Raw genomic sequence first — 19,637 nt, forward strand, 5'->3', positions numbered from 1 at the left:
CGTTAGAGTCCGGCGACGGCCGCCGGCAATGTGACCTCGAGCGACGCATCCTTCGTCAGGCAGGCGGCAAGGCCGGGGACCTGCTCGCGCAGCGGCTCCGGGTCGTCACCGGTGAGGAGGACGAAGGGGATCGGGATGCCCCGATCGCGCATCTCCCGAAACAGGTCCAAGCCGCTCGAGAGCGGCATGTGCATGTCCGAGATGACAAGCTCGAATCGCTCGTGTTCCTCGCCGAGTGCGTCGAGTGCCTCCACGCCGCTCTCCACGAGCTTACAGTCGTGTCCTTCCGCATCCAGAATGGCCTCGGCCATCGCTCCGGCGAAGGGATCATCGTCGACGATCAAGATACGCATGACAAACGGTCCTCGGTAACGTGTCGGAAATAAGTCGAGCATCGAAACAAATCGCTGTCGATTACGACAACGACAGCCGTGGCAAAGGAGCGCTCCCGTCGAGAGTTGTTTCAATCATTTTTGAACCGTTCCTCATCGGCTGTGTGTGATCAGCCGAGCAGATTCCGCAGGGTGTCGACGAGATTCGATTGGTCGAAATCGCCTTTCACGATATAGGCGTCGGCGCCGACCTGGATGCCCCGCTGTTTGTCCTCGCGGGTCTGACGCGAGGTGACGATGATGATGGGCGTGGAGCGGTATTTGTCGTTCTCGCGCAGCTTGGCGGTGAGTGAAAAGCCGTCCAGACCGGGCATCTCGACATCGGTGAGAACGGCGTCGAAGCGCCCGCCCACGGCCTTCTGCCAGCCGTCGAGGCCGTCTTCGGCCAGGGTGACGCGATAGCCCGACGCCTCGAGGACCTCCTTCTCGATCTCGCGCGTGTTCAACGAGTCGTCCACCACCAGGACGTGCTGGCCCTGTTGTCCGTCATGCCGACGTGCCGAGTCCTTCACCGCTGCCTTGATCGCCTCGCCGCGCATACGTCGTGCCGCGTCCAGCAGGGCGGGGGCCTGGAGCAGGCTGACCAGCGCTTTGGTGCCGGTGACGACCACGCCGCCGACCAGTCCGCCGAGCGGACCCCGGCCGCGCATGTGCTCGGGCAGCGGCTTGAGGACCATGTCGCGCTCGTCGACGAGCTGATCCACCACAAGCCCGAGTTTTGCCTGTCGTACCCCGATGATGACGACCAGGAGGGACTCCTCGTCGAGTCCGCGCCGCCCGTGCGCGGATGACTCGCTCGGTGCGGGCAGACCCAGGAGGTCGGCCAGGGGTATCAAGGGGACCAGCTCGTTGCGGAGCACGACCGCCGGGCGTCCGGCGACCTGAATCGTCTCGGAGCGGGAGGTGCGGATCAGCTCGGAGACGTGCGGGGCGGTCAACCCGAAGCAGTGCCCGGCCGCTTCGAGCAGCAGGATGCGCATCACCGCCAGGGAGAGCGGGAGCTTGAGCGTCAGGGTGGTTCCGGCGCCCGGTCGCGTGTTGATCGAGACCGAGCCTTGCATGTCGTCGGTAATGGCGCGCTTGACCACGTCCATCCCGACACCGCGTCCCGAGACCTCGGTGATGATTGCGCTGGTGCTGAAGCCGGGTTGGAAGATGAGGTCGGCGACCTGCTCGTCGGTGATCTCTCGGCCGGCACCGGTCTCGATCAGGCCCTTTTGGATTGCCTTCTCGAGGATGCGCGCGCGGTCGAGTCCGCGGCCGTCGTCGCTGATGGCGATCAGCACGGCGCCGCCTTCTTGACGCGCCGAGAGACTGATCTGCCCGAGCGCCGGCTTGCCGGCCGCCAGACGATCCGCGGCCGACTCGATACCGTGGTCGATGGCGTTGCGCACCAGATGGACCAGCGCATCGCCGAGGTGGTCGACGATCTGGCGGTCGAGCTCGATCTCGCTGCCGCTCGTCTCGCACCGAATCTCCTTGCCGAGCGAGCGCCCGAGCTCGCGCGCGACCCGGGCGATCGGGTCCAGGACCGTGCCGAGAGGCAGCATCCGCATGCCGAGTGCCCGGTCGTTGAGCTCGCCGGTCAGCCGCTCTTGATCGAGTGTCAGGTCGCGCAGATCGAGCGTGAACCGATGCAGTGCGCGGGCAAGCTCCGCCGACGTGCTCCCCGTTTCGGCAACGCTCCGTGCAGCCACCGCTCCGGCCGCGGCGTCGAGCAGGCGCGCCTCGCTCAGTGCGTGACGCAGCCGCGCCTGGTTGGAGACCATCTCGCCCATCAGTTTGACCAGGGCGTCGAGCTTGTCCATCCGCACGCGCACGCTCTCGGGTGCACGGATGCCGGTCGCGGCCTCGGGGCCTGTCGGCTGCGGGAGCTGCGGCGTCGGGTCCGGTGCCGACACGGGAGGCGCGGGCGGTCCGGCCGGTATGTCGCCTCGGGTCGAGCACGGCGTTGCGTGCGCATCGGCGGCGGCCGACCGGTCTGCAGCCGATATCGGGCCCGGCTCGGACCAATCGCCTGCGGCGGCCCGGGTCAGACGCTCGCACAGGGCTTGATCCGGTGGCCCGGAGGCCGCGCCGGCGCCGGAGGCGGCGACCTCTTCGATCATTGCCCCGATCCCGTCGACGGCGCGCATCAGGAGTGCGGCGAGTGCCGGGTCGGGCTGGATCTTGCCTTCGCGCAAGACACCGAGCACGTCTTCGAGATGGTGGGCGGTCTCGGCGATGCTCGCGAGCTTGAGCATGCGCGAGGATCCCTTGATGGTGTGGGCGGATCGGAAGAGGGCGTCGATGCCGTCTCGGTCGCCCGCGCCCGCCGTCCCGAGCGTGGCGAGTCCGGTCTCGAGCCGGGCGATATGCTCGCGCGCCTCGTCGACGAAACGACCGATGAATTTGGTGATGTCGAGCGCCACGAGGCGTGTCTCAGGCCGCGGCGTCGGCCAGACGGGCCAGGCGCGTCTCGCACAGGAAACGCAGATCCTTCACCGACAGGAGCGAGGGCAGTGCGCCCGCGCGCTGCATCGCGAGCGTCTCGTTCTGCAGCTGGCGCAGCACGATCCGGTATTCCCGCTCTGCCGCGCCGGTCTCGCCGCGCTGGCGATAGGTCTCGGCGAGCTGGTAATGGGCCCGCCAGCAGCTCGGCGTGTCGTAGACCACCCGACGCAAGGCGTTGATCGCTCCCAGTGTGTCGCCGCGCAGACGTGCGCAGCGCCCGAGCAGAAGGAGCGCGTCCGAAGACCAGGGGTCTTGGGTCAGCACGCGCCGCGCGGCCGCTTCGGCGCCGGCCGTGTCGCCGCGCTCGAGCAGTAGATGGGCTTGGAGCGCGAGGTGCTCGGGCGCAGCCTCCTTGCGATCGCAGAGCGGGGCGAGATGCCGAAGCGCCTCCTCGAAACGTTCCGAACGGGCCGAGGTCATGGCCTGCGCGTAACGTTCAGGATCGGCCGGGGTCCCGGACGGCACGATCGGTCCGGCCGTGTCCGGACGAGGGTCGATCGCGCCCGGATCGCCTCGGTCGGTCGAGGCGGGCCGAGTCGATCCGGCTCGGAGATCACGGGCGCTCGCGGGCGTCGTGACCGCCGTGCCCGAGCGTGCGACGAATCCGCGGCTCGCGCGTCCCGGCGTGGGTTCGACGGGGGTTTTGTCGAACAGGAAGACGCCGTCCAGGTCACGCAGGCGCATCAGACCGAAGTCGTTGGCCAGCGTCTCCGAGGTGCCGACGATCAGATGCCCCCCTGGTTTGAGCAGGTCACGTAAACGCGTCATGACCGCCTTGCGGGTCGCCGGGTCGAAATAGATGGAGACATTGCGGAAGAAGATGATGTCTTGTCCCGGTATGGCCGTCGGGTAGGTCGGTGCCGCCAGGTTCCAGGAGACGAAATCGACCTGTCGCCGGATCGTCCCGTCGACGCGGCGATGCGTCCCGTCGACCCTGGAGAACCAGCGATCCCGCAGCTCGGCAGGCAGTGCCCGAAAGGCGAACGGCCCGTAAACCGCGGCGCGGGCGCGTTCCAGTGCTGCGTCGTCGACGTCCCCTGCGGTGATGCGGAACAGATGCTCCGAGAGCTCGCCGTAACGCTCGCGTAAGGCGATGGCAATCGAATAGGGCTCTTCTCCGGTGGAGCATCCCAAGGAGAGTATTCGGATCGGATTGCCCTTCGCGGCTTGTGCCATGCGCGCGGGCACGAGTCGCTCCACGAGCAGTTTCAGATGTGCCGGCTCGCGGTAGAAGTAGGTCTCGTTGACGGTCAGGAGACCGGTCAGACGACCGAGCTCGACCGGATCGGCAGCGGCGGATTGGAGATAGGCCTCGATGGATCCCGCGGCGGTCGCACTCATCCTGCTCGCCAGGATGGAGCTGAGTCGCTCATCCGCGTCCGGGCCGAAGTGCAGTCCGAGCCGATCGTTGATAAAGGACTTGAACGAGCGGATCGGCATCAGACGATCCCGCCGCCCTGCGCAGTGCGACGACCGGCCAGCATGCAGAGCTTGGCTGCGATGAGATCGAGCGGCAGCGTCAGCTGCACGCCGCCGGCGAGGATCGCCTCGCGGTTCATGCCGAAGATGACCGAGGTGGCCTCGTCTTGGGCGATGGTCGTCCCGCCGGCCTTGGCGAGCGCGAGCATCCCTTGTGCGCCGTCGCGTCCCATCCCGGTGAGGATCACGCCCACGGCATCGCGCCCGACCTGCGCCGCGACGCTCGCCAGCAGCCGATCGCAGCTCGGGCGATACATGTCGGTCTCCACGCGTTGCTCCAAGCGGATACGCCGTCCGGCACCCAGCGTCATGTGGGTGATCGAATCGGCGAGATAGATCTGCCCCGGCACGAGTGCCTCGCCCTCGACGGGGATCTTCACGGGCAGCGCGCAGAGGTGGCTCAACCAGTCGGCCATTGCCCCGGCGAAGCCATCGGAGATGTGCTGGGCGATCAAGACCGGGGCCGCAAAGTCTGCGGGGAGGTCCGGTAGGATGCGAGCGAGGGCCTGAGGTCCGCCGGTCGAGGAGGCGATGGCCACGACCGGCGAGCCGCGGCGGCTCGGCTCGGTGGGTGTGCGCGCGTCAAGGTGAGCGGGGGGCGATGGATCTTCGGGTCCGAATTTGACCGTGAGTGCGCCATTGCGGCGGATATGGCGGATGACCGGAATCCGCGCCAGGATGCGCAGGCGCATCGCCAGTCCCGGCCCCTCGTCGAAGGCGGGCTTGCGCGCGGCCTCGAGCGCGCCCCGGGCGACCGCGGCGATCGCATTGCGGGCGTCGGCCAGGTCGGAGAGGACCAGGATGGGCACGGCATGGCGGGACATGATCTCCTCGATTGCCTGCATCCCGTCCATTTCGGGCATCTGAAGGTCCATGGTGACGATATCCGGCTTGAGCGCCAGGGTCTTTTCGACCGCCTCTCGACCATCGGCGGCTTCGCCGCAGACGATGAGCCCCGGCGCCGCTTCGATCAGCGCCCGGATCAGGCTCCTCGCAGAGCGGCTGTCGTCGACCACCAAGACCCGTACCGGTTGCATCCATGGCTCCGTCGTCAGGACAGGCTCGATTCGCCGGGCGCGGCGGACGTCGCGTGTGTTTCGTTAAGCACGAACTGATCCAGACGCGATTGCAGGGCACTCGAGAGCTCGCTCATGTCGCGCGCGATGTCGGCGATTTGGCGCACTGCGCCGGCGGTCTCGGAGCTGGCGGCGACGATCTCGCGCAAGGCGATCACCACCTGACTGCTGGCGGTGCGCTGTTGTTGGGTCGAGAGACTGATCTGCTGGGCCGAGGTCGAGGTCTCGCTCGCGGCCTCGACGATGGCCTGAAGGATGTCGGCCGTGCCGGCCGAGTCCGCGATCCCCTGCTGGATCCCGGTGGAGCCCTTTTCCGAGCTGATCACGAGCCGGTTGATCGACTCTTGGATCTCGGCGACCTTGCCGGTGATCTCTCCGGTGGATGCGGTCACCGAGTCGGCGAGTCGACGGATCTCGGCGGCGACGACACCGAAGCGTTTTCCCGCCTCGCCTGCGGAGGATGCCTCCAGGGCCGCGTTGAAGGCGATCAGCTTGGTCTGATCCGCGACCGTATCGATGATCTGCATGATCTTGGAGATCTCCTTGGAGCGGGTGCCGAGCTCCAGGATCTCGTTCAGCGCGGTCTGATTGTCCTCGCCGATCCGTCGCATCTTCTCGACCAGGTGCTGCATGGCATCGGAGCCGCGCAGGCTGTCGTCGTAGGTCCGGCCGGCGATGGCGACGACGGACTCGGAATACTCCGCGATGTGGGTCGAGGAGGCGGAGAGCTCTTCCATCGTCGAGGTGATCTCGGCCACCGAGGCCGACATCTGACTGGATGTCGCGGCCTGTCCGTCGATCGCCTGCGCGATCTCGCGCGATGCCGCGTGGACCGAAAAGGCGCTGGTCTCGACGCCCGTGACCAAGGCGTTGAGGTGCCCGCGCATCCCGTCGAGCGCGCGGGCAAGATCGGCCAGCTCGTCGTTGCCGTCGATCGCCTCGCCACTGCTCAGATCGCCGTTGGTCACACGATCGATCTCGTCGGCCAGACGGCGGATCCGTTTGGTGATCGCATGGGCAGTGATCAGCGAGATGCCGATACTGAAGAATGCGACCAGCACGCCGATGATCATGGCCTGCATACGCGTCTTGTCGAGGACTGCGACGTACGGGGTGCGATCCATCGCTACCTCGAGGACGCCGAACGGCTTGCCCGAATAGTCCGGAACCATCTCCGCATAGGCCGCGAACGGAGTCGTTTCGCTGTCGATCTCGGCAATCTGGGGCTCGCCTGCAAAGGCTGCCCTCAACGCATCCGGACCCAGGAAGGGCTGGCCTGCATGGGTACTTGCAAAGGTCTCGACCTCGCCGTCGCGTAGGATATACAGGGCGGCCTCGACGCCGTAGTTTGCCTTGAAGTCGTCGAAGAAGGGTTGGCCGAACGACATGCCGAATTCCACCGAGCCGAGGTGGCGCCCTGCCTGGAGGATCGGCACCACGCCGCGGGCGCCGAGACCCGCAACACCGACCTCCAACCCGCGGTGAGGCTCGCGATCGCGGTTGGTATCCACCACCGACTGGCGGAAGCTCGACAGGTCGTCGCCGAACTTCTCCAGCATGTGCAGTCGCAGGAAAGACATCGCCGGCGCGGTATGAAATTGGAACTGAACCGCGCCGAAGTCGCGCGCGAGGGCCTCGAACGGCGGGTGGAATTGCTCCACGAGCCAGTCGCGATCGCCCGCGGCGAAGCGCGTCTGGACCTCCGGCATCTCGGCGACCAGGACGCCGAGTGCCTCCGCCAGGCCGACCTCCTCGCGGATCTGCGTCTGGACCATCGCCGCGAGCTGGCGCAGCTCGGACTCTTCGGCCGTGCGGCTAACGGTCTTGAGATTGTGAAGACTCACCAGCGTGAGCGTGGTGATGGCCAGGATGATCGCGGCGCCGATCACGAGGAGGATGTTGGCCCACAGGCGGATTTGCTTGAACATCTGGACGCGTCTCTCGTGTGGAAGCAGGCGCCCGACGTCGGTCCGCCGCGGTAAATACGCAGAGAGTTTAGCTGAATTCAAATCGGCGACAGTGAGAACCTGCGAACAATCCGGCGCGGCTTTTCGTCCGCGCTTTGGGTAGACTCGCGAGTTTTATCCCTCGCCCAGACTTTGGAGTCACGGCATGCACCGCACCAGCGGCATTTTGCTTCACCCGACATCGCTGCCCGGTCCCTTCGGGATCGGCGATCTCGGGCACTCGGCCCGGCGTTTCGTGGATTTTCTCGCGGCAGCGGGGCAGGGGCTGTGGCAGATGTTGCCGCTGGGGCCGACCGGATACGGAGAGTCGCCCTATCAGTGCACCTCCGCCTTTGCCGGTAATCCTTTATTGATCAGCCCGGAACTCTTGGTCGAGGCGGGTTGGCTGGGTCCGGACGCGCTCGATGCACCGGATTTTCCGACCGACCAGGTGGATTTCCATTCCGTCATCCCGTGGAAGCGTGCGCTGATCGCACGCGCGGTGCATGCGTTTCAGGAGCATGCGAGCGAGGCCGAGCGCGAGGACTATCTCCTGTTTCGTCGGGCGCATGCCGACTGGTTGGATGACTTCGCCCTTTATCACGCGCTGAAGGTCCACCATGGCCATCGTCCCTGGACCGAGTGGCGTGCCGACTTGGCCCGACGCGAGCCGGAGGCCCTGGCCCGCTGGAGCAAGTCGCATGCGCGCGAGCTCGATGCGCAGCGCCTGATCCAATACTTCTTCTTCACGCAATGGTCCGGGCTACGCGCTTACGCCAACAGTCGCGGTGTGCGCCTGATCGGCGATATGCCGATCTTCGTCGCCCATGACTCGAGCGAGGTCTGGACGCATCGGGAATGGTTTCAGCTCGACGAGGAGGGTCATCCGACGGTCGTCGCCGGGGTTCCGCCGGATTACTTCAGCGCGACCGGTCAGCGTTGGGGCAATCCGCTCTACGATTGGCCGAAGGTCGCGGCGGACGGCTACAGCTTCTGGGTGCAACGCCTGCGACGGGTCTTGGAGCTGGTCGACCTGGTGCGGATCGATCACTTCCGCGGGTTCGCCGGTTATTGGGAGATCCCGGCGGCGCAGGAGACCGCCGTCGAGGGCCGATGGATGCCGGGCCCGGGGATGGCGCTCTTCGACGCCTTGCGTGCGACGCTGGGTGATGGACTGCCCTTGATCGCCGAGGATCTCGGTGTCATCACCGAGGACGTGGAGGCCCTGCGCGACGGGCTCGACCTGCCCGGCATGGCGATCCTGCAATTCGGGTTCGAGGACACCGAGGGCGGGTTCGGACGCTCGTCCTTCCTGCCCCACAATCATCGTTCCAGCCTCGCGGTCTACACCGGCACCCACGACAACAACACCCTGCTCGGGTGGTGGGCATTGCGCGATCCGCAAACGCGACAGAATGCGATGCTGTATCTCAACAGCGACGGCAGCGAGATCCAGTGGGATTTCATTCGCAGCGCGCTCGGCTCGGTCGCAGCGCTTGCGCTTTTCCCGATGCAGGATGTCCTGGGTCTGGGCGCCGAGGCGTGCATGAACCGCCCCGGGACGTCCGAGGGCAATTGGCTGTGGCGGTACCGCGACGCGATGTTGACGGACGACGCAGCCGAGCGGCTGCGTGTCCTGAGCCGGATCTACGGTCGGTTGCCCTATCCGACCTGAAACGGCATGCCTGCCCCGAAGGTTGCGCTGACGATGGGACGCGCAACAACTGCCGGCTGAGCTGCGCGCGGTTTAGATGTCCATAAGCTTTCGAATCTAAACCGCGTCAGCTCCCACGTTCGTTGTTGCGGCCGTCGTCGATTCAACTCACGAAGCAGGCATGCCGCCCCGGACGCGGTTCAGCAGGAATGGCAGTAATATCGCGGCAACCCGGCAAGACGACAGGCCTGCTTGCAGCCTCCGTTCGGAAAGAGCCCTTCCAGATGCTTGCGCGAGCAGGGCGTATGGGGTGAAACATGCGCGCCGACGGTCTTGATGATGACCTTCGGGGAGGGGGGCATCTCGTGGGTTGCGTAATACTCGCGAAGGAAATTGATGACCGCCCAATGACATTCGGTCAAGCTCAGACCTTCCTCTTCGGCCAAGGCCGTCGCGACCGACGGCTCCCAATCGTCGAAATAGGCCAAATGGCCCTGCTTGTTGACCTCGAGCTGCCGTCCGGCGATCTGCATGGCTGACATCGCGTGCTCCTCCACCCCGCGGGTGGTCTGATACTGCTTTGGTGGTTTTATGCCTGTCCGATGGCTTTTGGTCCGTGTTCGGGGTCGTGTCGGAGGTGTAGCCTGCCCGACTAGACAATTGTCAATGCAATTTCCGCTAATCATGGACCGAAATCCGGCAGATGCAACCGGATCCAGATCAACGGGAGGCCGAATTTCGATGTAAACCGCGCCGGGCAGGGTATGCGATCGCCTGAATCGATCGCGGACGGTCGGTCAGCGCCGGGCCAGAACGACCAAATCATCGCCGCGCTGGACGCGCAGGCTCAGGATGTCTCCGGTTTGGTGCAGGACCTCTGCAACGTCGCGCAGGCTCGCGACGCGTTGGCCGTTGACTTGGAGCAGGCGATCGCCCTCGCGTAGACCGGCGTTCCATGCCGGGCTGCCGGGCTCGACCGTGCCGACAGGCAGTGCCGGAATGCCGCTCCGACGATCGAGCTCGCCGAGCAAGGCACCCCTCAACCCGGGCGCGAGACGACGCCCCTCGACGAAGGCCTCGTAGGGGTCCGCGATGGTTCCTTTGATTCGACGGGTCTTACCCTCGCGCGAGATCTCGAGCTCGACGCGTGCGCCGACGCGCAACAGACCGAATCGGTTGCGCAGATCGTCGGCCCCTCGGACCGAGGCTCCGTTGAGCGCAAGGATGACGTCGCCTTCCCGGAGGCCGGCCGCCGCGGCGGCCGAGTCGGGCTCCACCGCGTTGACCACGGCCCCGTCGCGTCCCGCGATGCCGAGTACGGCCGCGAGCTCGGGCGTGAGGTCCTGTATGGCAACGCCGAAGAGACCTCGGCGAACCGACCCGTGCTCCACGAGCTGCGCCATGATGGCCCTCGCCATGTTCGCCGGGATGGCGAAACCGATCCCGATATTTCCGCCGCCCGGTGCGAGAATCGCCGTATTGACGCCGACCAGCTCACCGCGCAGGTTCACCAGCGGACCGCCGGAGTTGCCGGGATTGATGGAGGCGTCGGTCTGGATGAAGCTCTCGTAGCCCTCGATGCCGAGACCCGAGCGGCCGAGTCCGCTGACGATGCCGGAGGTGACCGTCTGGCTCAGACCGAAGGGGTTGCCGATCGCGACGACGAAGTCGCCCACCCTGAGCGCATCGGAGTTCACCACCGGCAAGGCGACCAGCTCCTCGGCCGGGATGCGCAGGACCGCGATGTCGGTCTCGGGATCCGCACCGACCAGCTCGGCAACCAGCGTTCGAGCGTCGTGCAGGGTCACGCGGATCTCGCTTGCCTTGGCGATGACATGGTGGTTTGTCAGGACCAGACCGCGCTCGGCATCGACGATGGTCCCCGAGCCCAGGCTGTTCTCCTCGCGATGCCGATGTTCGGGCGGGATCGCGAAGAAGCGCCGGAACAAGGGGTCGCGCATCAACGGATGCTCGGCCGCTTCGATGCGGGTGACGGTGGAGATGTTGACCACGGCCGGCACGGCCTGCTCGAGCATGGGGGCGAGGCTCGGTAAGGGCTGGTCCGCGACCTGGAGAGGCAGAGCCGCGCCGGCGCTGCCGGTGCCGCCGGAGAAGGCGAGCAAGATCCAGCATAGACGGATCGAGACGGAGAAACGCATGGGAACGATCGTGATGTCGAGGGGTTGATCGAAGGGCTTATTTGAACCGCAAAGGCGCGAAGGGCGCAAAGGCTTTGAATCTGTCGGGTGATCGCGCGTCGGGCGGGAATCGTACTCCTGACGCAAGCGCGGATCGGAGACCGCTCGCAGCTCGCACAAGAGGAAGCCGGGCGATGGCCCGGCTTGTTTCACGATCGACCTAAACCGCGTTCAGAGCGAGATGCTCAACTTCGAACGAGCTCGACGTTTGATGCATCGATGGCCCATAGCGGGGACGCTCCGCCTTCGAATCAGGCGGCGGCTTGGGTCTTTTGGGCCTCGCCCTCGAGATACCGGCCCGTCTCGCCGCGGATCTCGATCTTGCGGGGCTTCATCGCCTCGGGGATCTCGCGACGCAGGTCGACATGCAGGAGGCCGTTTTCGAGTCGTGCATCCAGGACCCGCACATAGTCGGCGAGCTGGAACTTGCGCTCGAAGTTGCGGTTGGCGATCCCCCGATAGAGGAACTTGGCTTGACCCTTGTCCTCGTCATCCGGCCGCGCACCCGAGACGGTCAGGATGTTCTCCTTGACCTCGAGGGTGAGATCCTTCTCGGTGAAACCGGCGACCGCCATGGTGATGCGGTAGTCGTTCTCGCCGCTGGCCTCGATGTTATAGGGAGGGTAGCCGCCGGGCTCGGAGCGGTAGGCCGTCTCCAACGCGGACGACATCCGATCGAAGCCGATCATGGAGCGGAAAAGTGGTGAAAAGTCGATGTTTGTCATTGACATATCCTCGATTGAGCAATATGGAAGTTGCGCGTTCTTGCGAACCGCGGTTTCTGCAGACCTCTTGCGAGCGCCTGCGTTATGTAAAGTAGAATCCGTCGTAGCCGATGTCAAGAGGTGCCGTGAAAAATATTATGTCAATTTGTTTTGCAGGTGCCGCACGCTCCGAGCGTCGGCTAAAAGAGACCCTATGAAACTCCTTGATCAGTGCCCGTGCGGCGCCGCTGCGCAGTATCCGGCCTGTTGCGGGCGTTATCTGGACGCCGATCTGCTTGCGGATACCGCCGAGGCGCTCATGCGCTCGCGCTATGTCGCGTACGTCCGGGGACGCACGGATTATCTGTTGCGCACCTGGCATCCTTCCACGCGGCCGCCGATGCTCGATCTCGAGGGCAGCGAGCCGGTGCGCTGGCTTGGCCTGCAGGTGCGTCGTGTCGAGGCCGGCGGTGCGGATGACCGGCACGGGATCGTCGAGTTCGTGGCCCGCTACAAGGTCGGCGGCCGCGCACATCGTCTCCATGAAACCAGCCGGTTCGCGCGCGAGGAGGGTCGGTGGTTCTATGTGGATGCGATGGTCTGAGTTTCGATGCCGGCGTCCGGTCGTTGCTCAGGCGCCGTTGGCCGACGCCCCGAAGATCTCTGATTCCGAGGTGGCGCCGATCGCCAGTTGCAGCCATCGGCGTAATTGGTCGGGATCGACGCACTCCCGAACCGCTGTATGTTGCTCGGGGCCGATGCTCAAGGCCCGCTGATCCAGGATCAGGACGAGTGCGTCGCGCAAGGCTGCCAGCTCGCCCTCGTGACGTCCCTCGGCTTTGCCCTCTGCCTTGCCTTCCAGCTTGCCTTCTATCTTTCCGTCGTTGCGTACCTGCTCCAGATCACGGTAACCCTTGCGTTGCAAGAGATTCCGTAAGGTCACCTCATGCGCGGCGTCGCGGTCGAAGAGGGCCGCGACCGGCACGGGATTGCGCAGGATGCCGGGGGCTGCAAGCACCTCGCCGGGATAGGCGAGTTGCATCGCGCCCTCGGGTGAATGGATCTCGACGCGGTGCGGGCCGATCAGCCGCACGACCCAGATCAGGCGCGTTCCGGCGGCCAGTAGGTCGGCGATCTTGGCCGTCAACTCCGCTTCGTCTTGGCCGGTGTCCGCATACTCGACCGCCAACGGCGGTGCCGTGCCCTTCAGCCAGCCCGGCGCGTCGGTGACATTGCCTACCGCGACATCCGGCGCGCGTAGGGTGTCGGGCGTCAGTGCGAAGCCGGTGTCGATACCGGCGGATTCGACGTCGGGATCGGTGTCGAGGATGGTGGCGCCGATCAGATTGGCCCGCGAGCCGCGTCCCCCGACAGGCAGGCATTCGATGGGGTGTCCCCCCGAGAGCTCGTAGGGGTCGCCGGGCTTGAGCTGATCCGTCCGGAAGGGGCCGGGGAGGTTGAAACCGGCAAGCTTTCTGGTCATGGCGCGCGACTCCGTCAATGAGGATGTGCGATTTGCGTGTCGAGGGTCGAGGGTCGAGGTCGTGCCGGTTTGCCGGAGCCGATGCTTCCGGAAGTGAACAGGGTCGGGGCGATGCGTCTCGGCGTCTACTGTCCGGGTCGCCCGGCGCGATCGACCGAGCCGCACGGCCATAAGTCCCCGTCACCATGTTCTATACTGCCATGAGGCAGCACGATGTCCAGCCCGATGCTCAAGCCCGCGGGAGGTGTCGATGAACGTGTCCGCAACCGTCACGGTCGAGGGGTTCGTGGCGGAGTCGCTTGCAACCCATGGCCGAGATCCGCGGCACCTGCTCCAGCATCTGATCCGCGTCCAGCAGCGTTTTTCCTATGTGCCCGACGCGGCCGTCGAGGCATTGTCCGCGGCATTGGATGTCACGCGCACCCAGGTGCGCGCCGCCATCGCCTTCTACGCCTTCCTGCACGACCGTCCTCGCGGCGCCTTCGAGATCCGTTTCAGCGACAATATCACCGACCGGATGCTGGGCAGCCGGCGTCTGATTCGTCTGTTGATCGAGCGTCTCGGCTTGGCGGGTCTACCGGCGTGGGGCCGCGACCTGGTCCGCGCGGACGGGCGCGTGAGCGTCGGTCTTGCCTCCTGTACCGGGATGTGCGACCAAGGCCCCGCACTCCTGGTCAACGGCCAAGCCGTGACCAACCTGGATGCGCAGCGGGTCGATCGGATCGCGGATCTGGTGCAGGAGGACACCCCGCTCGAGCGTTGGCCGGGCGAGTTCTTCCGAGTCGAGAACAACATCCGTCGGCGCGGATTGCTCCTGGGTAATCCCGCGACCGACGGCGCCGCCGTGCGTCGACTACTCGATGCGGGTGCGGAGGCGGCGCTCGCCGAGGTCGAGCGCTCGGGGCTGCGCGGACGCGGCGGGGCGGGTTTCACGACCGCACTCAAATGGCGCTTTTGCCGCGAGGCTCCGGGGACCGATCGCTACGTGGTCTGCAACGCGGACGAGGGCGAGCCCGGTACCTTCAAGGATCGCGTCCTGCTGACCGACTACACGGACCTGGTCATCGAGGGCATGACGGTCTGCGCCGGGGTCATCGGTGCCCGTCGGGGCTTCCTCTATCTGCGTGGCGAGTATCGTTACCTTTTGCCGCATCTCGAGTCGGTCCTCCAGCGCCGCCGCGCCGAAGGTCTGCTCGGCACGCGCATCCTCGGTGCGGACGGCTTCGACTTCGACATCGAGATTCACCTGGGTGCCGGCGCCTACATCTGCGGCGAGGAGTCCGCTCTGATCGAGTCGCTCGAGGGCAAGCGCGGTGTGACGCGCAAGCGCCCGCCCTTCCCGGTGACCAGCGGCTTCGACGATCAGCCCACCGTGGTGAACAACGTCGAGACCTTCCTCGCCGCCGCGCGGGTGGTCCAGTGGGGCGGCTATTGGCTCCGCGGCGAAGGCACCGATCAGTCCGCCGGCAGCAAGATCCTTTCGGTCAGCGGCGATTGCGCGCGCCCCGGTATCTACGAGTATCCGTTCGGCACGCCCGTCCATCAGGTCCTCGCCGATTGCGGTGCGGAGAATACCCAAGCGGTTCAGATCTCGGGTGCCGCGGGTGCGACCCTGTCTCCGGCCGACTTCGATCGCATCATCGCCTTCGAGGACCTGCCGACCGCCGGCTCCTTCATGATCTTCGATCACAGCCGCGACCTGCTCGACATGGTCCGCAACTTCGCGGCCTTCTTCGCGCACGAGAGCTGTGGTTTCTGCACCCCCTGTCGGGTCGGCGGGGCGCTCCTGCGTAACCTGGTCGAGAAGGTGGCCGCGGGCCAGGGCTCGGAATACGACCTGAGCGAGATGCGCCGGATCGGCACAGTGATGCGCCGCGCGAGCTACTGCGGTTTGGGTCATACGGCGCCCAACCATGTGCTCAACACGCTCGACAAATTCCCGCTGATCTACGGTCGGCGCCTGGCGCGCGCGTCACACACCCCGTCCTTCGATCTGGACGCGGCGCTGTCGCAGGCCCGCGCACTCACGGGTCGGGACGACATCGGGGCCCACATCGAAGACGGCTCGGAGGTGAGCGCATGAGCAAGACCTTCAAGCTCGACGGTCGCGAGATCCCGTTCGAGACCGGCCAGACCATCATGGATGCGGCGCTCGCCGCCGGGGTCTATATCCCGCACCTGTGCCATAACCCGGAGTTTGCGCCGCACGGCAGTTGCCGTGTCTGCGTGGTCGACATCGGCGGTCGTCAGGTCTCGGCCTGCACCGCCGCGGCGAGCGAAGGCCTGGAGGTCGACAACAGCTCCGAGGCGATTGGGGAGACGCGCCGGGCCATCCTGCAGATGCTTTTCGTGGAGGGCAACCACGTCTGCCCGGCCTGCGAGAAGAGCGGGGCCTGTCAGCTCCAAGCGGTCGCCTACTACACCGGGATGCTCGCACCGCACTTCACCCACTTCTTCCCGCGCCGATCGGTCGATGCCTCGCACCCGGACGTCGTCATCGACTTCAACCGCTGTATTCTCTGCGAGCTGTGCGTGCGGGCCAGCCGCGATCACGACGGCAAGCGTGTCTTCGCCATCAGCGGGCGAGGTCTCGAGAGCCATCTGGTGATCGACTCGCCGAGCGGTCTGCTGGGCGATTCCAGCTTTGCCGCGACCGACAAGGCGGCCCATGTCTGTCCCACCGGCGCCATCCTGCCGAAGGGTCGCGGCTACGAGACCCCGATCGGCGAGCGTCTCTACGACCGCGAGCCCATCAGCATCGTCGGCGACGTGCGCGCTCAAGAGGAGGAGGTGCTCTGATGGCCGCAAAGCCCCGTGTCGCGACCGCCTCGCTCTGCGGCTGCTTCGGCTGCCATATGTCCCTTTTGGATATCGACGAGCGCATCCTGCAGCTGGTCGATCTGGTGACCTTCGACCGCACCCCCTTGACCGACATCAAGACACTCGGCGACTGCGATCTGGGTCTGATCGAGGGCGGGGTCGCCAACGCCGAGAATGTCGAGGTGTTGCGCGAGTTCCGGCGTCGCTGCAAGACCCTGGTCGCCGTCGGCGCCTGCGCGGTCAACGGCGGGATCCCGGCGATGCGCAACCAGTTCAGTCTCGCCGAGTGCCTGCGCGAGTCCTACTGCGACGGCGTCGGGGTGCACAATCCGGGCATCCCGAACGACCCCGAGATCCCGCTGCTGCTCAATCAGGTGCATCCGATCCACGAGGTGGTTGCGATCGACTACTTCTTGCCCGGATGCCCGCCCTCGGCCGATGCCATCTGGACCTTTCTGACCGAGTTGTTGGAGGGCAGGCCGATCGCGTTTCCTTATACGCAGGTTCATTTTGATTAAACCGCGCACTGCGCGGTATGCGACTTTTTTGGATGGGATCGGCCCCGGCAGACTGGACGAGCGTTGGAGTCGGCGCGGTTTAAGACATTGAGAAATGATTCATTGTGAACCGCGTTCCAGCGAAGGGTTGTGGATGCACGAAAGGTCGAGATCACTCGAAAACGAGCATCTCGCTCTGGAAGCGGTTCAGAGGGTGAGGTCCGGGGTCCAGTAACCTCAATGCCGAACCCCGAACCCCGAACCCCGAACCCCGAACCCGCCCGAGGTTTCGACCATGAGCACGAATCTGGAGACCGCCCGGCACCCCGAGACCCTCAAGCGGGTTTGTATCGAGCCGCTGACACGTGTCGAGGGACATGGAAAGGTGACCCTTTTTCTCGACGAGGACAACCACGTCAAGCAGGCGCGGCTGCATATCGTCGAGTTTCGGGGCTTCGAAAAATTCATCCAGGGCCGGCCCTATTGGGAGCTGCCGGTGCTGGTGCAGCGTCTGTGCGGGATCTGTCCGGTCAGCCACCATCTGGCCGCGGCCAAGGCGTGCGATCGGCTGGTCGGCGTGGATCGGCTGACGCCGACGGCCGAGAAGGTGCGCCGCCTGATGCATTTAGGGCAGGTGCTCCAATCCCATGCGCTGCATTTCTTCCATCTGTCCTCGCCCGATCTGTTGTTCGGCATCGACGACGCGGTGGCCCACCGCAACATCGTCGGCGTGATTCGGGATCATCCCGAGATCGCGATGCAGGGCGTGCTGCTGCGCAAATTCGGCCAAGAGGTCATTCGCGTGACCTCGGGCAAACGGGTCCATGGCACCGGCGCGTTGCCGGGCGGGGTCAACAAGAACGTGAGCCTCGAAGAGCGCGATCTGCTCCTGGCCGAGATCGACCGCGTTGTCGACTGGGCCGAGAAGGGGGTTCAGCTCATCAAGCGCATCATCCTGACGCGCCCGGACTTTCACTATCGTTTCGCGAACGTGGATGCCAACACGCTGAGCCTGGTCGCGCCGGACGGCGGCTTCGAGCTCTATGACGGGGGGCTACGCGCACGGGATCCGCAAGGCGAGACGATCTTCGATCATGCGGACGACCAGGGTTACGCGGAGCTGCTCCACGAGGAGATCAAGCCCTGGAGCTACATGAAGTTTCCCTTCATCGTGGCACTTGGACCCGAGAAGGGCTGGTATCGGGTCGGCCCGCTCGCGCGCGTCAACAACTGCGAGCGTTTCCACACGCCGCTCGCCGAGCAGGAGCGTCAGGACTTCGCGGCCGCCGGCGAGGGTCGCCCGCTGCAGGCGGCGCTGACGACGCACTGGGCGCGGATGATCGAGTTGCTGCACTGCGCCGAGGCGATCCGCGAGCTGCTCGCCGATCCCGACCTGCAGGGCACCGACCTGCGCCGCGAGGGTGCGATGCAAACCACCGGAATCGGCGTGCTGGAGGCCCCGCGCGGGACGCTCTTCCACCACTACGAGATCGATTCCGACGGGCTGGTGACCCGCGCCAACCTCATCGTGTCCACCACCAACAACAATCAGGCGATGAACGCGTCCATCCGCCGCGTTGCCGCCGACGATCTCGACGGACATGCGCTCACCGAGCCCTTGCTCAACCGCATCGAGGTCGCGATCCGGGCCTACGACCCCTGTTTGTCCTGCGCGACCCATGCGCTCGGGAAGATGCCCTTGGAGCTCGAGCTGCTCGACGCCGAAGGGCGGCGTGTCGGTCGGCTGGTGCGGCACGCCGACGGCTCGGTCGCTGCCTGATGCCTGAGCGCAAGGGTGGACAAGCGCTGTAGGGTGGACAAGCGCAGCGCAGTCCACCAGCGTCGGCGCGGGGTTCGGTGGACTTCGCTGCGCTCGTCCACCCTACGGCTTGGCCACGGCAGGTTTCAGGTTTCATGATCAAGGCCACGCGCAAGTCCCGCGATCGGTCCGGCGTTGCACGGCGCCTCGCGCGGTGCGGCATCGCCGACGACCCCGAGGGACAGCCGTCGGCCGGCCCTTGCGAGACGCTCGCCCTCGGTGCATGCTCCGCGCCCATCAACGCACACACCCGGAGCAAGCAGGCATGAGCAAGATCCATTTCATCGGCGGGGAGAAGGGCGGGGTCGGCAAGTCGGTGCTGGCCCGCCTGCTCGCGCAGCATCATATCGACAACAACCAACCCTTTACGGTCTTCGACACCGACCAATCCCACGGGGCCATGCTGCGCTTCTACGGCGACTACTCCAGAGCCGTCTTGCTCGACGCCTTCGAGGATGCCGATCAGTTGATGGAGGCGGCGCTTGCGGCACAGCAGAATGTGTTGGTGGACCTGGCGGCCCAGACCTCGGCACCCTTGTTCCGCTGGATCGATCAGAATGACTTCCTGGCGCTCGCCGCCGACGAAGGGGTCGGAGTGGTCTTCTGGCATGTCATGGACGACGGCGCCGACGGCATCGGTCTGCTCCAGCGACTCGTCGACCGCTACGGTGACGCGGCTGCCTATGTCGTGGTCCAGAACTATGGTCGAGGGAAGGACTTTTCCGCGTTCCGGAGCTCTCCGGCGCGAGCGGCTGCCGAGGCCGTCGGCGCCCGTTTCATCGAGCTCCCCGAGCTGCATGCGGCCACGATGCGCAAGGTCGACCATCTGGCGGCGAGCTTCTGGGCCGCCGGCCAAAGCCGACCGGGCGGGCTGGGCTTGATGGATCGTCAGCGCCTCAAGGTCTGGATGCGCAAGGCCAACGAGCAGATCGCCTCCTTGGGTCCGGTCCTCGCCGTGCAGTCTCCGGTCGAGCCGGTCCAGGCGTGGCTGACCGGAGCGGCCGACGAGACGTCGCCCGGCTGAGCGCACATACGAGGCGACCGCCGGAGCGATCATCGCCCGGAATCAGGAGGGG

16 protein-coding genes are annotated in these 19,637 nt (G+C 65.8%); 7 read left to right on the plus strand and 9 right to left on the minus strand.

The genetic code is table 11. The annotated features are described in order from the left end of the window. Window positions 1-2 precede the first annotated feature (2 nt). The 5 genes from THIMADRAFT_RS03715 to THIMADRAFT_RS03735 form a co-directional block, all read right to left on the minus strand. A complete protein-coding gene (locus tag THIMADRAFT_RS03715) occupies window positions 3-353 on the minus strand; it encodes a response regulator (RefSeq protein ID WP_007191628.1) in 351 nt (116 codons plus the stop codon). A gap of 149 nt (window positions 354-502) precedes the next feature. After that, complete coding sequence (locus THIMADRAFT_RS03720; RefSeq protein WP_007191629.1) at window positions 503-2,803, minus strand: hybrid sensor histidine kinase/response regulator; 2,301 nt, start codon at window positions 2,801-2,803, stop codon at window positions 503-505. Window positions 2,804-2,813: 10 nt separating this feature from the next. Next, window positions 2,814-4,325 (minus strand): CheR family methyltransferase, encoded by a 1,512-nt coding sequence (locus THIMADRAFT_RS03725; RefSeq protein WP_007191630.1) that lies wholly within the window; start codon window positions 4,323-4,325, stop codon window positions 2,814-2,816. Next, window positions 4,325-5,401: a chemotaxis-specific protein-glutamate methyltransferase CheB gene (gene cheB / locus THIMADRAFT_RS03730; protein ID WP_007191631.1), complete on the minus strand. Its 1,077-nt coding sequence runs from the start codon at window positions 5,399-5,401 to the stop codon at window positions 4,325-4,327. The genes THIMADRAFT_RS03725 and cheB overlap by 1 nt, the downstream gene beginning before the upstream one ends. A 14-nt stretch (window positions 5,402-5,415) precedes the next feature. After that, entirely contained in the window at window positions 5,416-7,368 is a 1,953-nt protein-coding gene (locus tag THIMADRAFT_RS03735; protein ID WP_007191632.1) for a methyl-accepting chemotaxis protein, read from the minus strand. 184 nt (window positions 7,369-7,552) lie between these two features. On the opposite strand from THIMADRAFT_RS03735, the gene malQ reads away from it, so the two are divergent. Beyond that, window positions 7,553-9,061 (plus strand): 4-alpha-glucanotransferase, encoded by a 1,509-nt coding sequence (malQ, locus tag THIMADRAFT_RS03740; RefSeq protein ID WP_007191633.1) that lies wholly within the window; start codon window positions 7,553-7,555, stop codon window positions 9,059-9,061. Window positions 9,062-9,240: 179 nt separating this feature from the next. Here the strand turns inward: malQ and THIMADRAFT_RS03745 are convergent, their stop codons facing one another. The 3 genes from THIMADRAFT_RS03745 to THIMADRAFT_RS03755 form a co-directional block, all read right to left on the minus strand. Next, a complete protein-coding gene (locus tag THIMADRAFT_RS03745) occupies window positions 9,241-9,582 on the minus strand; it encodes a TusE/DsrC/DsvC family sulfur relay protein (RefSeq protein WP_007191634.1) in 342 nt (113 codons plus the stop codon). 255 nt (window positions 9,583-9,837) lie between these two features. Next, on the minus strand, window positions 9,838-11,199 hold the full coding sequence (locus THIMADRAFT_RS03750) for a DegQ family serine endoprotease (protein ID WP_040729728.1): 1,362 nt from the start codon (window positions 11,197-11,199) through the stop codon (window positions 9,838-9,840). A 290-nt stretch (window positions 11,200-11,489) separates the two neighbouring features. After that, entirely contained in the window at window positions 11,490-11,963 is a 474-nt protein-coding gene (locus THIMADRAFT_RS03755; RefSeq protein WP_007191636.1) for an Hsp20 family protein, read from the minus strand. Window positions 11,964-12,156: 193 nt separating this feature from the next. Here THIMADRAFT_RS03755 and THIMADRAFT_RS03760 point away from each other — a divergent pair, with 193 nt between their 5' ends. After that, complete coding sequence (locus tag THIMADRAFT_RS03760; protein ID WP_007191637.1) at window positions 12,157-12,546, plus strand: YchJ family protein; 390 nt, start codon at window positions 12,157-12,159, stop codon at window positions 12,544-12,546. Window positions 12,547-12,573: 27 nt separating this feature from the next. Here the strand turns inward: THIMADRAFT_RS03760 and THIMADRAFT_RS03765 are convergent, their stop codons facing one another. Then, window positions 12,574-13,425 (minus strand): Uma2 family endonuclease, encoded by an 852-nt coding sequence (locus THIMADRAFT_RS03765; RefSeq protein ID WP_007191638.1) that lies wholly within the window; start codon window positions 13,423-13,425, stop codon window positions 12,574-12,576. A gap of 250 nt (window positions 13,426-13,675) precedes the next feature. On the opposite strand from THIMADRAFT_RS03765, the gene THIMADRAFT_RS03770 reads away from it, so the two are divergent. The 5 genes from THIMADRAFT_RS03770 (at window position 13,676) to THIMADRAFT_RS03790 (ending at window position 19,585) form a co-directional block, all read left to right on the plus strand. After that, window positions 13,676-15,508 (plus strand): NADH-ubiquinone oxidoreductase-F iron-sulfur binding region domain-containing protein, encoded by a 1,833-nt coding sequence (locus THIMADRAFT_RS03770; RefSeq protein ID WP_007191639.1) that lies wholly within the window; start codon window positions 13,676-13,678, stop codon window positions 15,506-15,508. Continuing rightward, complete coding sequence (locus THIMADRAFT_RS03775; protein ID WP_007191640.1) at window positions 15,505-16,224, plus strand: 2Fe-2S iron-sulfur cluster-binding protein; 720 nt, start codon at window positions 15,505-15,507, stop codon at window positions 16,222-16,224. Before THIMADRAFT_RS03770 ends, THIMADRAFT_RS03775 begins: the two co-directional genes overlap by 4 nt. Continuing rightward, window positions 16,224-16,763 carry an NADH-quinone oxidoreductase subunit B family protein gene (locus tag THIMADRAFT_RS03780; protein ID WP_007191641.1) on the plus strand — a complete coding sequence of 180 codons (540 nt, stop codon included), beginning with the start codon at window positions 16,224-16,226 and terminating at the stop codon, window positions 16,761-16,763. Before THIMADRAFT_RS03775 ends, THIMADRAFT_RS03780 begins: the two co-directional genes overlap by 1 nt. A 274-nt stretch (window positions 16,764-17,037) precedes the next feature. Beyond that, window positions 17,038-18,522 carry a Ni/Fe hydrogenase subunit alpha gene (locus tag THIMADRAFT_RS03785; protein ID WP_007191642.1) on the plus strand — a complete coding sequence of 495 codons (1,485 nt, stop codon included), beginning with the start codon at window positions 17,038-17,040 and terminating at the stop codon, window positions 18,520-18,522. A gap of 304 nt (window positions 18,523-18,826) precedes the next feature. Continuing rightward, on the plus strand, window positions 18,827-19,585 hold the full coding sequence (locus THIMADRAFT_RS03790; RefSeq protein ID WP_007191644.1) for a P-loop NTPase family protein: 759 nt from the start codon (window positions 18,827-18,829) through the stop codon (window positions 19,583-19,585). Window positions 19,586-19,637: the final 52 nt, after the last annotated feature.

Origin of the sequence: Thiocapsa marina 5811, assembly GCF_000223985.1 — a bacterium.
Lineage (GTDB): Bacteria > Pseudomonadota > Gammaproteobacteria > Chromatiales > Chromatiaceae > Thiocapsa > Thiocapsa marina.

Coding starts and splice junctions, on each gene's coding strand:
- THIMADRAFT_RS03715 (WP_007191628.1), bottom strand. CDS start 353: ATGCGTATCTTGATCGTCGACGATGATCCCTTCGCCGGAGCGATGGCC.
- THIMADRAFT_RS03725 (WP_007191630.1), bottom strand. CDS start 4,325: ATGCCGATCCGCTCGTTCAAGTCCTTTATCAACGATCGGCTCGGACTG.
- cheB (WP_007191631.1), bottom strand. CDS start 5,401: ATGCAACCGGTACGGGTCTTGGTGGTCGACGACAGCCGCTCTGCGAGG.
- THIMADRAFT_RS03735 (WP_007191632.1), bottom strand. CDS start 7,368: ATGTTCAAGCAAATCCGCCTGTGGGCCAACATCCTCCTCGTGATCGGC.
- malQ (WP_007191633.1), top strand. CDS start 7,553: ATGCACCGCACCAGCGGCATTTTGCTTCACCCGACATCGCTGCCCGGT.
- THIMADRAFT_RS03745 (WP_007191634.1), bottom strand. CDS start 9,582: ATGTCAGCCATGCAGATCGCCGGACGGCAGCTCGAGGTCAACAAGCAG.
- THIMADRAFT_RS03750 (WP_040729728.1), bottom strand. CDS start 11,199: ATGCGTTTCTCCGTCTCGATCCGTCTATGCTGGATCTTGCTCGCCTTC.
- THIMADRAFT_RS03755 (WP_007191636.1), bottom strand. CDS start 11,963: ATGACAAACATCGACTTTTCACCACTTTTCCGCTCCATGATCGGCTTC.
- THIMADRAFT_RS03760 (WP_007191637.1), top strand. CDS start 12,157: ATGAAACTCCTTGATCAGTGCCCGTGCGGCGCCGCTGCGCAGTATCCG.
- THIMADRAFT_RS03765 (WP_007191638.1), bottom strand. CDS start 13,425: ATGACCAGAAAGCTTGCCGGTTTCAACCTCCCCGGCCCCTTCCGGACG.
- THIMADRAFT_RS03770 (WP_007191639.1), top strand. CDS start 13,676: ATGAACGTGTCCGCAACCGTCACGGTCGAGGGGTTCGTGGCGGAGTCG.
- THIMADRAFT_RS03775 (WP_007191640.1), top strand. CDS start 15,505: ATGAGCAAGACCTTCAAGCTCGACGGTCGCGAGATCCCGTTCGAGACC.
- THIMADRAFT_RS03780 (WP_007191641.1), top strand. CDS start 16,224: ATGGCCGCAAAGCCCCGTGTCGCGACCGCCTCGCTCTGCGGCTGCTTC.
- THIMADRAFT_RS03785 (WP_007191642.1), top strand. CDS start 17,038: ATGAGCACGAATCTGGAGACCGCCCGGCACCCCGAGACCCTCAAGCGG.
- THIMADRAFT_RS03790 (WP_007191644.1), top strand. CDS start 18,827: ATGAGCAAGATCCATTTCATCGGCGGGGAGAAGGGCGGGGTCGGCAAG.